11 protein-coding genes are annotated in these 15,706 nt (G+C 55.9%); 10 read left to right on the top strand and 1 reads right to left on the bottom strand.

The window, feature by feature from the left end; all coding sequences use genetic code 11:
• Position 1: 1 nt before the first annotated feature.
• The gene (gene recO, locus MWU64_RS06935; RefSeq protein WP_247062869.1) at positions 2-742 is read left to right on the top strand and encodes a DNA repair protein RecO; all 741 of its coding nucleotides are present in this window, start codon (positions 2-4) and stop codon (positions 740-742) included.
• Positions 739-1,473 carry a pyridoxine 5'-phosphate synthase gene (gene pdxJ, locus MWU64_RS06930; protein WP_247062867.1) on the top strand — a complete coding sequence of 245 codons (735 nt, stop codon included), beginning with the start codon at positions 739-741 and terminating at the stop codon, positions 1,471-1,473. The genes recO and pdxJ overlap by 4 nt, the downstream gene beginning before the upstream one ends.
• 5 nt (positions 1,474-1,478) lie before the next feature.
• Here the strand turns inward: pdxJ and MWU64_RS06925 are convergent, their stop codons facing one another.
• Positions 1,479-4,343, bottom strand: coding sequence for an ATP-binding protein (locus MWU64_RS06925; RefSeq protein ID WP_247062865.1), 2,865 nt, complete (start codon positions 4,341-4,343; stop codon positions 1,479-1,481).
• A 158-nt stretch (positions 4,344-4,501) separates the two neighbouring features.
• Between MWU64_RS06925 and cysM the strand changes: the two genes are divergently transcribed.
• The 8 genes from cysM (at position 4,502) to tsaB (ending at position 15,705) form a co-directional block, all read left to right on the top strand.
• Positions 4,502-5,395, top strand: coding sequence for a cysteine synthase CysM (gene cysM, locus MWU64_RS06920; protein WP_247062862.1), 894 nt, complete (start codon positions 4,502-4,504; stop codon positions 5,393-5,395).
• Between the two features lie 28 nt (positions 5,396-5,423).
• Positions 5,424-6,776, top strand: coding sequence for a 23S rRNA (uracil(1939)-C(5))-methyltransferase RlmD (rlmD, locus tag MWU64_RS06915; protein ID WP_247062860.1), 1,353 nt, complete (start codon positions 5,424-5,426; stop codon positions 6,774-6,776).
• A gap of 73 nt (positions 6,777-6,849) precedes the next feature.
• On the top strand, positions 6,850-9,087 hold the full coding sequence (gene relA / locus MWU64_RS06910; RefSeq protein WP_247062853.1) for a GTP diphosphokinase: 2,238 nt from the start codon (positions 6,850-6,852) through the stop codon (positions 9,085-9,087).
• Positions 9,084-9,923: a nucleoside triphosphate pyrophosphohydrolase gene (gene mazG / locus MWU64_RS06905; RefSeq protein WP_247062852.1), complete on the top strand. Its 840-nt coding sequence runs from the start codon at positions 9,084-9,086 to the stop codon at positions 9,921-9,923. Before relA ends, mazG begins: the two co-directional genes overlap by 4 nt.
• A gap of 81 nt (positions 9,924-10,004) precedes the next feature.
• Positions 10,005-12,650, top strand: a complete 2,646-nt coding sequence (gene ppc / locus MWU64_RS06900) for a phosphoenolpyruvate carboxylase (protein ID WP_247062851.1) — start codon at positions 10,005-10,007, stop codon at positions 12,648-12,650.
• 63 nt (positions 12,651-12,713) lie between these two features.
• Positions 12,714-14,084, top strand: coding sequence for an HDOD domain-containing protein (locus MWU64_RS06895; protein WP_247062850.1), 1,371 nt, complete (start codon positions 12,714-12,716; stop codon positions 14,082-14,084).
• Positions 14,085-14,311: 227 nt separating this feature from the next.
• The gene (gene adk / locus MWU64_RS06890; protein WP_247062849.1) at positions 14,312-14,965 is read left to right on the top strand and encodes an adenylate kinase; all 654 of its coding nucleotides are present in this window, start codon (positions 14,312-14,314) and stop codon (positions 14,963-14,965) included.
• A 32-nt stretch (positions 14,966-14,997) separates the two neighbouring features.
• Positions 14,998-15,705, top strand: a complete 708-nt coding sequence (gene tsaB, locus MWU64_RS06885) for a tRNA (adenosine(37)-N6)-threonylcarbamoyltransferase complex dimerization subunit type 1 TsaB (RefSeq protein WP_247062848.1) — start codon at positions 14,998-15,000, stop codon at positions 15,703-15,705.
• The last annotated feature ends 1 nt before the right edge of the window (position 15,706 follow it).

Genomic DNA, 15,706 nt, shown 5'->3' with positions numbered 1-15,706 from the left:
TATGAGAGGAGCGGTGCACCAAGAGCCCGCTTACGTCATCCATCGGCGGCCATGGCGGGAAACCGCATTACAGGTGGATATCTTCACCTTGAACCATGGCCGTATGAGCGTGATTGCCCGTGGCGGCAACAGTGCCAAAAGCCCCCTGAAGGCACAGCTTCAGCCGTTCCAGCCTCTGTTGGTGGACTGGGCCGGCAAAAGCGATCTCAAAACTCTGGTGCAACTGGAGTTGCGAGATGCGTCCCGCCTTAGCCAAACCCGTGCGTTGTACAGCGGGTTGTACATCAATGAACTTTTGCAGCGTGTTTTGCCGGCGGCAGACCCCCACCCGGAATTGTTTGCCAGCTACATCGAGAGTCTGCGGGCTTTAGCTGCCGTAAAAGTGAACGGCGATATCGAGCCGATATTACGGCGTTTCGAAAGAGCCTTCGCCGCTGCATTGGGCTACGATTTTTCATGGGATCAAACCACCGATACCGGAAGGCCGGTAGAGGTTGGCCAGTATTATGGTTATGATCCTACTCAAGGCATTGTTTTCGCCAGTGGTGCGAACGTTCGCCTTGGGCGATTGCCAGGCGAAGCCTTGATTGCGCTGGCTGGTGATAACTACAGCGATGAGTCGGCGCGCCGAACAGCTAAGCGCGTGATGCGTGTGCTTGTCGATTTCCTGCTGCAGGGCAAGCCGCTCCATAGCCGAAGTTTATTCAGCCATTCCGTTTCTTCATCAGAGAGAACCTTATGAACCCCAGAGTATTGCTTGGTGTAAACATTGATCATGTGGCCACTTTGCGAGAGGCGCGGGGTACCCGCTATCCCGATCCGGTACAAGCCGCGTTGGTTGCCGAGGAGTCCGGGGCGGATGGCATCACCGTACATCCACGGGAAGACCGCCGGCACATTCAGGATCGTGACGTATTGCTGCTGAAGGAAGTACTGCAGACCAAAATGAATCTTGAAATGGCGGTAACCGACGCCATGCTCACGTTTGCCGAACAGGTAAAACCCGAGTGTGTTTGCCTGGTGCCGGAAAAGCGCGAAGAGCTGACAACAGAAGGCGGGCTTGATGTTGTCGGGCAGGAAGAGCGAGTCGCAAACGCCTGTAAACGCTTGGCAGACATCGGGGCAGAAGTGTCCTTGTTTATTGATCCGGACCGGGCCCAGATCGATGCTGCGGTTCGCTGCGGTGCGCCAGTGATCGAACTGCATACCGGCGAGTATGCCGAAGCAACAACGCCGGCGCAGGCCGAAGCGACGGTGAAAGTGCTGGAAGATGCAGTGGCCTACGCCCGTGAACAGGGTTTGATTGTTAACGCCGGTCACGGATTGCATTATCACAACACGGAAAGAGTGGCCTCCATTCCGGGGATTAATGAGCTGAATATCGGGCACGCTATTGTTGCCAGAGCGGTGTTCACAGGATTGAGAGACGCGGTGAAAGAGATGCGCGCGATTTTGGATCGCGCGCGGGCCTGAACGGCTTAGCTGGTTTCCGGCTGATGTTGCTGTTCACGAAACAGCGATTGCCAGTCGGTTTGTTCGCTCCAGTTCTGCAAGCGTTCGATGGCAGAGTTAAGCTGGTCTTTAAGGATCTCGCGGTCGGCCGCTTTGCATTTAAGCGCGGTTTCAAATCGATTGGCGGCGGCCCTCAGTTCGGGTACGCCGCAGTATCGGGTTGCTCCGTGCAGCTTGTGGATGCACTCCAATAATTCCTCATGATGATTGTCATCCCACAACGTCTGAATTCTGGGCGCGTCCGAATGCAGCTGCTCCAGCAACATACTGAACAACTCTTCGGCCAGATCTGCCTTACCCGCGGCCAGCTGGATGCTTTCGTTAATGCTCATGCAGTCTTGTTGTATGCGCCGGTTTGATGGACGAAGGGTGCGCCCGGTGTCCCGAATTTCGGAAATCTTGAACGAGCTGCCAGAGGCCTTGCAGTCATAGCCGGTGTACTCAAGGATCAGTTCATTGAGTTGGCGGCTGCTGATCGGTTTCGGCATATAGCCATCGAACCCTTGCTGTGACAACCGTTCCTGCTCATCAGCCAAAGCGTGGGCGGTAAGCGCGATGATCGGGGTGTAATGGGTGTCGGAATCCAGATCCCGAATACGTGCGGTGGCTTCAACGCCATCCATGCCCGGCATTTGTAAGTCCATGAAGACCAGGTCGAACGGCTTTTTACGAGCTTTTGTCAGGGCCTCAAAGCCACTGGAGGCTCCTTCCGCATTGATCTTGCAGTCTTGAAGCAAGGTCATGACCAGTTTCAGGTTCGCGTCGTTATCATCGACCGCCAGAATGCGGGGCGCTTTCACCTGATTGCGTTCCGGTATCGCCACCGGAGCATCTTCGCGATGGCCCGAACGGATGCCGTGTATCAGCGCCAGTAGCTCGTCGTAGAGCGAGTCCCGGCAAATCGGTTTGGTCAGATGGCCGCTGGACAACCCGGCAAGCGGCGTATCGAGAGTTTCCAGAGTGGGGGTTAGCAGCAGAGTACGGCAGTCCCTTTCCACTTCCAGCGTGCGAAGCAAATTGCCGTATTGGTTCGAGTTCAGCAAGTGGCGCGTGATGCCAACGATCGCGGCGGCGTAACCTTCCTGGTGCAGCTGCGCTTCCTCAACGTGCTCCTGCAGGGCGGCTGGTGATGACACCCGATCTACGACCATGCCCCAGTCCCGCAGCAGGTGCTCAACCGCAAGGCCGGTGGTTTTCTGCTGCTCAAGGTAAATCACACGTTCACCGCGCAAGGCTTCCTTGGGCGGTCTGTTGTTCGCCGGCGATGAAAGCTCCGGCGTGAGAGTGAACCAGAAGGTCGAGCCTTTGCCCAGCTCGCTCTTGAGTCCGATTTCGCCGCCCATTTCTTCCACCAGACGCTTGGAAATCGCCAGCCCCAGACCGGTGCCGCCGTACTGTCGTGCGGTTGACGCATCTGCCTGGCTGAAAGCATTGAACAGCGACTGCTGCTGAGCTCGTGATAACCCCACTCCGGAGTCAGTGATGCTCAAGCGCAAAGTAACACGGTTGTTCTCGGCATCTTCTTCTTCGAGGCTGGCACGCAACACCACTTCACCGGTCTGGGTGAACTTGATGGCGTTGTTGACCAGATTGGTAATAACCTGCTTCACCCGCAAGGGATCACCGACAATGTGGTCGGGGACATCGTTGTAAACCAGTGGCACTAAATCGAGGTTCTTGGCGTGTGCAGCCGGTGCCAGCATGGTCATGACTTCTTCAACAATATCTCTCAGCGGGAAGGGTACTCTGTCGAGTAGCAACTTGCCGGCCTCGATTTTCGAGAAATCCAGAATATCGTTGATGATGGTAAGCAGAATTTCGGAGGATTTCCGAATGGTGTTGAGGTGGTCGCGCTGCTGGCGAGGCAGAGGGGTTTTCAGCAGCAGCTCGGTGAAGCCGATGATACCGTTTAGCGGTGTGCGAATTTCGTGGGACATATTGGCCAGAAACTCGGATTTGATCCGGCTGGCTTCCAGTGCTTCCTTGCGGGCAAAGTCCAATTCGATGTTCTGGATTTCAATGGTCTCCAGTGTTTCCCGCAGGTCTTCGGTAGCCTGATCAATGTTCTGCTGCATTTCGGCCTGGGCTTTGCCAAGTTCCGATGCCATGTCATTCAAGCCGGATTCCAGTTGTTCAAACTCCGGCCCTGCACCGGTATACACCCGGGTTTCCAGTTTGCCCTCTTTCAGCAAGGCCACCGCCTCGTTTAACTGGAACACCGGGTCGGTGAAGGCGCGGCTGAGGCGCATGGCGATGCCCATGCTCAGAAAAACACCGCCAATGATCATCAGTAACGAAATCAGCAGAGCTTTGTAGGTTTCTTTTTCAGTGCGGGTATGGGACATCTCGACCATCACCCAGCCCAGCGGATTTTGGGCTTGCGACGCGGTTAAACGAGCCTCCGGGGCGATCATGGTGTCGATGCTCAGATCCTGCAAATGCACAGGGTTGATGAATCGAGTGGTGTGGTTAAGGGTGAGTTTCACCTCTTGATCGGGCTTAAAGGCGCTTGTAGGTATCGCCTCGGAACTGCCGGGGCCAGTGTGTAGAAGCCGCTTGCCTTCGGGCGTGAAGAAAGAAATTGAGCGAACGTCTTGTTCTTCCAGTAACGCGTTGGAGAGACTGCTGAGCAGGCTGCGGTTGGCGGTAAACAGGCCGTATTCTGAGCCCGCGGCCAGCTGGCGGGAGAGCGACTCGCCCCGGTCATGAAGCAGGCTTTCAATATTGTTTATCCAACTGTGGGTAAAGAACAAACCCAGCAGCAGAGTTGTGACGAGGGTGGGAACAAGCGTTACCACCAAGACTTTTTTGCGAATGCCCCACCGCCGCATATCTTGTTCCTGTTATTCTGATGAGTCCCCGGCGATGCCGGAGAAGGCACGTTACTCATTTATAGCCAGTGGTCATGGATATAGCGACAAGCTGTATTGGGACATGGCGGCTATAGCGAGTATGATTCGAACCCGAAAGTGTATCACAGGGTTTCAATATGACTTTCCCCACTATTGAAGATTATGTCGGCCATACCCCATTAGTGCGTTTGCAGCGCTTGCCGGGTGATACCAGTAACGTTGTTCTGGCGAAACTGGAAGGCAACAATCCTGCGGGCTCGGTGAAAGACCGGCCGGCCATTAGCATGATTCAGGAAGCGGAACGCCGTGGCGACATCAGCCCCGGTGATACCTTGATCGAAGCAACCTCGGGCAACACCGGGATCGCCCTTGCGATGGCCGCCGCCATCAAAGGGTATCGCATGATTTTAATTATGCCGGATAACCTGAGTGAAGAGCGTCGGGCGTCTATGCGCGCTTACGGAGCCGAAGTGGTCAATGTTACCCGGGAAGAAGGCATGGAAGGTGCCCGGGATCTGGCGATCCGAATGGAAGCGGAAGGCAAAGGCAAGGTACTGGATCAATTCAGTAATCAGGACAACCCGTTGGCCCATTACCGCACCACCGGGCCGGAGATTTGGGAGCAGACCCAGGGCCGCGTCACGCACTTTGTCAGCTCTATGGGCACCACCGGCACCATTATGGGTGTGTCCCGTTACCTGAAAGAGCGTAATCCGGATGTGCAGATTGTTGGGTTGCAGCCGGAAGACGGCGCCTCAATTCCGGGCATTCGGCGCTGGCCCGAAGCCTATCTGCCAAAAATTTACGATGCTGCGAGAGTGGATTCCGTGCTGGACATTGGCCAGCAAGAGGCGGAAGACACCATGCGGGCTCTGGCTAAAGAAGAAGGGATTTTTTGCGGTGTTTCATCTGGTGGTGCCATTGCGGCTGCGCTCAAACTCTCCCGAGAGGTTGAAAACGCGGTAATCGTAGCCATTATTTGTGATCGCGGAGACCGATATTTATCCACCGGTGTGTTCCCGAGCGCCTAAGCCGGAAACTGACAAGAGACTGACTAATATGAGTAGACGCCGCCGTAAGGTTCTGCCGCAAGAACCCGTGCGTTGTGAGATTGAAAGCCTTGGCCACGATGGCCGGGGTATTGCCCGTGCCGACGGAAAGGTCCAGTTCGTTGACGGCGGCCTGCCGGGCGAAACGGTCATGGCAAAAGTGGTGGGAAGCCGTAGCAAATTTGATGAGCTGCGCACTTTGGAAGTGCTGGAGGCCGCTCCGGAGCGCCAGCAACCGCCGTGCAACTTTGCCGACTTGTGCGGCGGCTGTAGCTTGCAGCACATGAGTGCCGACGCCCAGATACGCTTCAAGGAAAACACCCTGCGCGAGCATTTCGCACATTTTGGTGGTATCGAGCCGGAAGAATGGGTTGAGCCAATGCGCTCACCGGAGTCGCTGGGTTACCGCCGTAAAGCGCGCCTGGGTGTGCGTTTCGTAAAAGCCCGCGAATCTGTGCTGGTTGGTTTCCGCGAGAAGCGAAACAGCTTCCTGACCGATATCGATGAGTGCGTCGTGCTGGACCCCCGTATTGGCGAGCGGATCATGCCGTTGCGTGAATTGTTGCACGGCATGGCAGCGTTTGATCGTATTGCACAAGTTGAGGTGGCGTGTGGCGATGATCATGCCGCCATGGTGTTCCGTAATATGGATGCGCTCGTGCCGGAAGATCAGGAGAAACTGATTGCCTTCGGTCAGGCCTATGACTTGCACATTTACCTACAGCCTAAAGGCCCGGAGACCGTTCACCGAATCTGGCCTGAGTCGTCCGGCCGTGATGATGAGCGTTTGAGTTACCGCATGGAAGAGTTCGACCTGACCATGCAGTTCCATCCGATGGACTTCACGCAAGTGAATGCCGGCATTAATGGCAAGATGGTGCACCGCGCCGTTGAGTGGTTGGATATTCAGCCCGGTGAGCGGGTGCTGGATCTGTTCTGCGGTCTGGGCAACTTCACCTTGCCGCTGGCTCGTAAGGGTGGCCAGGTGGTAGGCGTGGAAGGCGACGATGCCATGGTGGTTCGTGGCCGTGAAAACGCCAAGCTGAACGGTTTGGATAACGTGGAGTTTTTCGGGGCCGATTTGCACGGCGATTTCACCGATCAAAGCTGGGCCAAAGAGGGGTTTGATAAAATCCTGATTGATCCGCCCCGCTCCGGTGCCGAAGACATCTGCAAGTACCTGACGGCGTTCGGTGCCGATCAGATCGTGTATGTGTCGTGCAACCCGGCAACCTTGGCCAGAGATGCCGGTGTCATGGTGAACAATGGCTACCGCCTCGTGCGTGCGGGTGTGATGGACATGTTCCCGCACACGACTCACGTTGAGTCGATCGCCTTGTTCGAGCGCGACAAGCGTAAATAAGTTTGAAGTGTCCGGTTTTCCGAGATCAGGGTAGTTCCGGAAACACCGGGCCAGCATCAGGTAAGTCCTTGCTATGGTTAAAGTTAGGGAAGATTACGGAGTAACCGGCGACGGCCAGGTAGATATTGGCCGTTGGGTTCATCGCATTGCGGAACAGACCCATTTGGAGAATCCGGATCAGTTACGCTTGGCCTGTGAAAAGGCCGACCGGATCGCACTGGAAGCGTTCCGTGAAGACCGTTTGTGGGCGCCTGGTGCCAACAGTTTTCATACCGGCCTCGAGATGGCTCAGGTTCTGGCCGAGTTGCATCTTGATCAGGCCAGTCTGGTGGCTGCCGTTTTGTACCGCGCCGTTCGGGAAGAGCGGGTAGAGCTGGAAGAAATCCGCAAAGAATTCGGTGATGAAGTGGCCGGACTGATTAACGGTGTCCAGCAGATGGCCGCGATTTCCTCGATACACCATCCCCTCAAGGGGAACGTATTGGGGCAGAGCGAAGGGCAGCTGGATAACGTCCGCAAGATGCTGGTTACCATGATCGACGACGTTCGGGTCGCTCTGATCAAGCTGGCGGAGCGTACCTGTGCGATTCGGGCGATCAAGGACACCACCTCTGAAAAGCGCATGAAAGTGGCCCGGGAAGTGTTCGATATCTATGCGCCTCTGGCGCATCGGTTAGGCATCGGGCACATCAAATGGGAGCTGGAAGACCTGTCCTTCCGCTACCTGCATGCCACCGCTTACAAAAAGATAGCCCGGCTGCTGGACGAGAAGCGTCTGGATCGTGAGAGCTACATTCGCCGAGTACTCGAAACCCTGCAGACCGAACTGACAGCTTCTGGCATCAACGCCGAACTCAGTGGGCGTGCCAAACATATCTACAGTATTTGGCGAAAAATGCGCCGCAAGGGCATCGATTTCTCGCAGGTGTACGATGTTCGTGCGGTACGTATTCTGGTGCCGGAAGTGCGGGACTGCTACGCGGTGCTGGGTATTGTGCATTCGCTGTGGCGCCATATTCCGAACGAGTTTGACGACTACATCGCTAATCCCAAAGAGAACGGCTACCAATCTCTGCACACCGCGGTGGTGGGTGAAGAAGGGCGGGTGATGGAAGTTCAGATTCGCACCCATGCAATGCACGAAGAAGCCGAGCTGGGCGTTTGTGCCCATTGGTTGTACAAGGGTACGGATACCAACAACAAATCCAGCGGTTATGACGCCAAGATAAACTGGCTGCGTCAGGTTCTGGAATGGCAGGAAGAGCTGGGCGATTTGTCAGGTCTGGCTGACCATCTCAAGTCCGATTTCGTGCCCGACCGCATCTACGTGTTCACGCCGGAAGGCCATGTGGTGGACTTGCCGCAGGGCGCAACGGCGGTCGATTTCGCGTACCGCGTTCATACTGAAATCGGCCACTCCTGTCGTGGCGCGCGGGTTAACAGCCGGATAGTGCCACTGACCTATCCGCTGAAAACGGGTGATCAAGTCTTCATTCTGACCTCGAACAACCCCGCGCCCAGCCGCGACTGGTTGAACCCGAGTCTAGGATACATCCAAACCTCCCGTGCACGGGCGAAAGTCACGAGTTGGTTCAAGCAGCAAGACCGTGGCCGAAACATTGTCGATGGCCGAGCCATCCTTGAAGACGAATTCAAGCGATTATCGCTTTATGATCTGAATCTTACCGAGCTGGCCAAACGGGTTAATTATCATTCTTCGGATGATATGTTTGCTGCCATCGGTGCTGGTGATCTACGGCCGTCGCACGTTGCCAATGTCGCTCAGCAGATGTTGGAGCCGAAAACCGAACAGCTGGATCTGAAACTGAGCCCGGCCCGCAAAAGCGGTTACAGCGCAGACTCCGACATCCAGATCCGGGGCGTGGGCAATCTCAAAACACAAGTGGCCAATTGCTGCAAACCCTTGCCCGGCGATCCCATTGGCGGCTACATCACCGTTGGCCGCGGCGTAACCGTGCATCGGCAAGATTGCCTCACCTTCCTGAACCTTCAGGAAGTTGAGCCCAATCGCATCATCGAGGTTAACTGGGGCGGCGAGCCTGCGGCGGTGTATCCGGTTGAGATCGAGATCGAAGCCTACGACCGGTCGGGCTTGTTGCGCGACATCACTCAGGTGTTTTCGAACTCCAAGTGTGACGTGTTGTCGCTGCAAACGCAGACCAACCGCGACGAAAATACCGCCACCATGCGGGTGACCGTGGAGATTTCCAGCCTTGAACAGTTGGCTCGCTTGCTGGCGCAGGTTCGTAATTTGCCGAACATTATCGACGTAAGGCGCAAACGCTCATGAGCTATTCGATCGACGATTTGAAAACTCTCATGGCGCGCCTGCGGGAGCCGGAAACCGGATGCCCGTGGGATACCAAACAAACCTACAGCACGATCGTGCCCCATACCATCGAGGAAGCCTACGAGGTGGCCGATGCCATCGCGCGGGAGGATTTTCCGCATTTAAAAGATGAACTGGGTGATTTGCTGTTTCAGGTCATTTTCTACGGTCAGATTGGCAAAGAAGACGGCCATTTTGACTTCGATGCTATCGTCGATCACTTGGTCCGCAAGCTGATTCGACGCCACCCGCACGTGTTTCCGGAAGGTACTCTGGACAGCCGGATTGACCCGGACAATCGCCCGGACGAGGCCTGGATCAAAGCCAGTTGGGAGCGCATTAAAGCAGAAGAACGGGCGAGTATGCCGGCGACCGAAGAGCCGGTTAGCCGGCTTGATGGAATCGCCAGCACCTTGCCGGCCATTGCACGGGCCGAAAAACTGCAAAAGCGTGCGTCCAATCATGGCTTTGACTGGCCCGAGATAACGCCGGTGTTCGATAAACTGCACGAAGAAATTGACGAGTTGAAAGAAGCCTGGCGGGCGGCAGAAGCGGGCACGGGGGATCGCGATGCTGTCGAAGACGAACTCGGTGATCTGATGTTTGTGTGCGTAAATCTGGCCAGATTCATGAAAGTGAACCCCGAACAGGCGCTGGAGCGCACCAACCGGAAGTTTGATGCCCGGTTCCGGGCCATAGAGCGCATTCTGCACGAACAAGGGCGAGATCTGGACAGCGAAAGCCTGGAGGCGCTTGATGCCATTTGGCAACAGGTAAAAGGCGTTGAAAAAGGCTAACCCTAAGGCTTGATAGCGTTTTTGGCGAATCCTTAGTATCGTAAGTTCAGATTGTTTCTGCTTATTTAAAAGGAACTCCACGTGACTGAACTGCATCCTGACTTGCGAGAAAACGTACGTTTACTGGGTGAATTGTTGGGCCAAAGCATTCAACGATTTCCCGGGCAAGACTGTTACGATCGAATAGAGGAACTTCGGGCTGCAGCGAAAGCCGACCGGCTTCAAGAAAGCGGTTCTGGCCAGCGCCTGGTGACCTTGCTCGGTCAGTTGAGTGATGATGAGCTCCTTCCTGTTACCCGCGCTTTCAATCAGTTTCTGAACCTCGCCAACCTGGCAGAGCAGTACCACGGGATTCGTCGTAAACAGGGGCATGCATCGGATCTGACGGTGGAATCGCTGACCGAAGTGTTCGAGCGCCTGAAGGCCGGTGGTGTCGCACCCGAAGAGTTACACCAGAAGGTGGCGGATTTGCACATAGAATTTGTGCTGACCGCGCACCCAACCGAAGTGGCTCGCCGAACCTTGATCATGAAGTATGACGAGATGTCGGACTGTCTCGAGAAGCTGGATCACAGCGATCTGCGCCCCGATGAACGCGACGATATCGTTAGTCGTCTGTCGCAGTTGATCACCGAGGCGTGGCATACCGACGAAATTCGTTACGAACGGCCGACCGCCGTTGATGAGGCCAAGTGGGGCTTTGCGGTCATCGAGAACAGCCTGTGGGATGCGCTGCCGCGTTTCTTGCGAAACCTGGACACCTCACTGCTGGATGCGTCCGGCAAAGGCCTGCCGATTGCCGCTACGCCTGTTCAGATTGCCTCGTGGATGGGCGGGGACCGGGACGGTAACCCGAATGTCACCCATGAAGTGACGCAGGAAGTCTTTCTGCTCGGTCGTTGGATGGCAGCGGACCTTTATCTAAGAGACATCAAGGCGTTACGTGCAGAACTGTCTATGTGGCAGGCCAGTGACGAATTGAAAGCTCAGGCCGGAGACTCGCGGGAGCCGTACCGGGTCGTCCTCGGCCAGTTACGGGACCGTTTGGTCAAAACCCGCGATTGGGCCGCCGCGCGAGCCAAAGGCGAAGCCGCCGACGACACCCAAATTTTGTTTGAAAATGAAGATCTGACGGCACCGCTGGAGCTGTGCTATCGGTCTCTGGTGGACTGCGGTTTGGAGCACATTGCCAATGGCCCGCTGCTGGATACCATTCGCCGGGCCCATACGTTCGGGTTACCGCTTATTCGCCTAGATATCCGACAAGAAGCGGCGCGCCACGCGGAAGCGGTGGCCGAGATTGTCGACTATTTGAGAATGGGGGATTACGCCTCCTGGTCCGAGCCGGAGCGGCAGAAATTCCTATTGCGGGAGCTTCAGGGTCGCCGTCCTTTGGTGCCCCGTGGCTGGCAGCCGTCTGAATCGGTCAGAGAAGTGCTGGCTACCTGCGAGGTGGTTGCCCGGCAGACGCCAGAAGCCTTGGGCTCTTATGTGATTTCGATGGCTAGTCAGCCCTCGGATGTTCTGAGCGTCATTCTGTTGTTGCGCGAAGCGGGCATGACATTCCCCATGCGGGTAGTGCCCTTGTTCGAAACCCTGAGCGACCTGCAAGGCGCGCCGGATGCCATGGCGGCGTTGTATCAGGTGGATTGGTACCGGGAGTATTGCCGCGGCCGGCAGGAAGTGATGATCGGTTATTCAGATTCGTCTAAAGACGCGGGCCAAATGATGGCGGCTTGGGCTCAGTACCAAGCGCAGGAAAAGCTCACAGAGGTGGCCAGCCAGTACGGCGTGCATCTGACTTTGTTCCATGGCCGTGGTGGTACGGTTGGGCGGGGTGGTGGCCCCGCCAATCGGGCGATTCTGTCGCAACCTCCAGGTTCCGTGAACGGTAGTTTCAGGATTACCGAGCAAGGCGAGATGATTCGATTCAAGTTCGGCTTGCCCAAGCTGGCGGTGCAAAGTCTGACTCTCTATACCACCGCTGTGGTCGAGGCGACGTTGGCACCACCTCCGGTGCCGAAGGATAGCTGGCGAGAGGTAATGGACTGGCTGACCGACATCTCGCTCGAATCCTATCGCGATGTGGTGCGGGAGAATCCGAACTTTGTGCCTTATTTCCGTCAGGTAACCCCGGAAACAGCTCTAGGTAAGTTGGCCCTTGGCAGTCGGCCAGCCCGGCGCAAGCCTACCGGCGGTGTCGAGAGCTTGCGGGCAATTCCCTGGATTTTCGCCTGGACTCAGATGCGTTTGATGCTGCCGAGTTGGTTGGGCAGTGATGTCGCGCTCGAAGAAGCTGCTCGCCAAAATCGTTTGCCGGAGTTACGGGAGATGATGAAAGGCTGGCCGTTTTTTAAAACCTACGTGGATATGCTCGAAATGGTATTGGCCAAAGCGGACCTGCGAATTGCCACCTATTACGAGCAGACTCTTGTGCAGGACGACACTCTGAAAGCGCTTGGATCCGATTTGCGGGAGCGTTTGCAGGGGTGTGTTGAACGCTTGCTTGAGTTGAAAGAACAAGAAAGTCTGCTGGCAGATGAGCCGGTTTTTGCTCATTCAATGCGGGTGCGAAATCCCTATACCGATCCGTTGCATTACCTTCAGGCGGAATTGTTGCGCCGGGACCGGGAGAGTGAGGGCAAAACGAAGGTGCCCGAGCTTGTTGAGCGCGCTCTCAAAGTGACGATGGCTGGTATATCGGCCGGCATGCGTAATACGGGTTAACATGTAACGGGGTTTATGGTTATAGCCCTACATCAGTTGTAAGCAGTAAAGGAGTAAACACTGTTGGCAGTGGTAGAAAAGCTGGCGCATTTTTTGAGCCGTAAAGGGATTGTCTATCGGCTCGTTGAAACCGAACCCGCCAACAGCCTGGATGCCTTGGTGCTTGCATCAGGGCGTTCCCAGCACGACTTTGTTCAGGGCACCGTGCTGATCGACATGACCGGTGTAGTGATGGCCGTGCATCGGTATGACAGTACCCTCGACCTGGACGCCGTGCAGCAGCTAACCGGACGACGTCTGAAGCCCTTGACTGCCCGCCAGGTAAGCCGTTTGTTCAGTGACTGCGCGCCGGGGTTTGTGCCGCCTTTGGGGGCGGCATGGGGGCTTTCGGTGCTGGTGGACGAAGATGTGATCTCTGCCGAAACGGTTGTTTTTACCGGCGGGGCGAACCATTCATTGGTAGAAATGGATGGCCGCTCATTGAGGCTTGCGCTGGCAGGTGCTAGAGAGGGGCGGCTGGTGATTCACGGTCAGGGTGTGGGCGGGCGTGAAGCCTTAACGCTCGAACAAGTCGCTGACAAGCTGCAGAAGCTTTACCGGTTGCCGCCGATGCCCGCCCTGGCATTGCGCATTCTCCGGCTGACGGGCAATCCGGAGGCCTCGGCCAAGGAGTTGTCGGAGCTGATCGAGTTTGATCCCAGTATGACCGCGCAAATTATGCGGTATGCCCGTTCCGCTTTGTTTGCTTATCCCGGTCAGATTAATACGGTGCAAGAGGCGGTTACCCGAGTATTGGGGTTTGATCGTGTGGCCCACATTGCGCTCGGGATTGCCTCGGTTCAGGCTTTCGATGTACCGCGCAAGGGGCCCTTAGGAATGGACAATTTCTGGCGACATTCGCTGTATTGTGCCTTCTTGTGCCAAGGGTTTGCTGCCCGAGCCGGGCTTGATAAAGGTTTGGCTTATCTCTGTGGGTTGTTGCACAACTTCGGTTTATTGCTGATCGGGCATCTGTTTCCGACCGAGTTCGAGGAACTGAACGCGCTCAGAGAGATTAACCCCGAAGCCAGTTTGCAAACACTGGAACAGGAAGTTCTGGGGCACAGTGAGCAGGAAGACATTCTTTCCGTGGGTCACGGCGCTATCGGTGGTATCCTGCATCGGCTTTGGCAACTGCCAGAGCCTGTGATCAAAGCGGCCGGTATGCACCAATATATTGGGTACACCGGCGATCACGAGGAGTACGTTGTGATGGTCCAGCTCGCCAATGCGGTACTGAAAGAGCAGGGCATCGGGGATGAGTTCAACGCCGATGATGTGCAGGCTCTGGCTGAGGTGTTAGGGCTGGATTTAGCCGATTTGGAACGAGTGAGACAAGACGTAGAGCAAGTCTCTTCCGACTTGGACGTGCTCGCATCCTCCCTGTCGTCTTGAGCCAATCGATCTCGCTCAAAGCCGCTACATACACTTTGCACCCATTTAAAATACGCGATGATACAGAGGTCGACTTTCTCTGCGGGGGCTGAGTTCGTATAATGCTGCCTCGATTTTCGTCTGGGCCTGATTAAACCGCCTTTCGATTCCGGAGAAGTTGTCGCAAAAACGCGGGTTTTTGCAACAGCTTTTCGCACGACAATTTAAGACAACGGGAGTACAACGTTATGAAAATTATCATGCTAGGCGCGCCAGGTGCGGGCAAGGGCACTCAGGCCCAATTTATCACCAGCCAGTTCGATATCCCTCAAATCTCGACCGGTGACATGCTGCGCGCTGCCGTTAAAGTGGAGTCAGAGCTGGGCAAGCAAGTGAAAGAGGTGATGGCTTCCGGTGGACTGGTGTCAGATGACATCATTATCGCGCTTATTGAAGAGCGCATTCAGCAGCCGGATTGCAAAAACGGCTACCTGCTGGACGGCTTCCCACGCACGATTCCCCAAGCTGAAGCGCTGAAAGATCAGGGTATTGATATCGATTATGTTGTCGAGATTGCGGTAGAGGACGAAGAAATCGTCAGCCGTCTGTCCGGCCGCCGTGTTCACGAAGGCAGTGGTCGTATTTATCACGTCAAATACGATCCCCCCAAGGTTGCTGGTAAAGACGACGAAACCGGTGAAGATCTGGTTCAGCGTGAAGACGATAAAGAAGAAACCGTGCGTAAGCGTTTGGGCATCTATCACGACCAGACTGCACCGCTGATCGGTTTCTATCAGGGCTGGGCCAAGGAAGCTCCTGAAGACGCGCCCAAGTATGTTCGCGTTGAAGGCGTTGGCAGCTTGGATAGCATTCGTGATCAGATTCTGTCACAACTTAAGTAACTGAAACCGGGGTGGCCGCGGAGGCTTGATCTGTGAAGTTGTTAGCACTGGACACGTCTTCCGAAGGCTGCTCCGCCGCTCTGTGGCTGGATGGCCGGATTACCGAGCGGTTTGAATTGGCTCCCAGGGGCCATACCCGCCTGTTAATGCCCATGGTTCGCGAACTGCTCGCAGAACAGGGGCTGAAACCTTCCGATCTGGATGCTTTGGCTTTTGCTCGTGGGCCGGGTTCGTTTACCGGTTTGCGCATCGCCACCGGCGTTATTCAAGGTTTGGCGTGGGGCCTGGATTTGCCAGTTGTGCCGGTATCCTCGTTGGCCGCTGTTGCGCTCAACGCTATTGATGAGCACAAGTTGCCCGGCGGAAGCGGTGTCGCGGTCGCGTTCGATGCGCGTATGAGTGAACTGTATTGGGCGACCTTTGCCTGCCGTGATGGGTTGCCTGTTTTACTGGGTGACGAGCGCGTGTGTCATCCGGATAAAGTCAGCCTGCCGGATTCAGGCGAGATCAGCGATGGCTGGTTTGGTGCCGGGCAAGGGTGGAAGTTTCGGAGCGACATGCCCGAGGCTGTTGAAACCGGTATAAGTTCTGCAGACTCTTCTCTCGTGCCAAGAGCAGCTTATGTTGCTCGTCTGGCGATCCCCGGATTTCATGCGGGCCATACGGTTCCCGCCGAGCAGGCCCAGCCAGTGTATGTTCGTGATGAAGTCACCTGGAAGAAACTTCCCGGGCGGGAATAAC

Source organism: Marinobacter sp. S0848L (genome assembly GCF_023016065.1).
Classification (GTDB): Bacteria; Pseudomonadota; Gammaproteobacteria; order Pseudomonadales; family Oleiphilaceae; genus Marinobacter.
The sequence above is the reverse complement of the archived record's forward strand: the minus strand, read 5'-3'. Positions and strand labels throughout refer to the sequence as shown.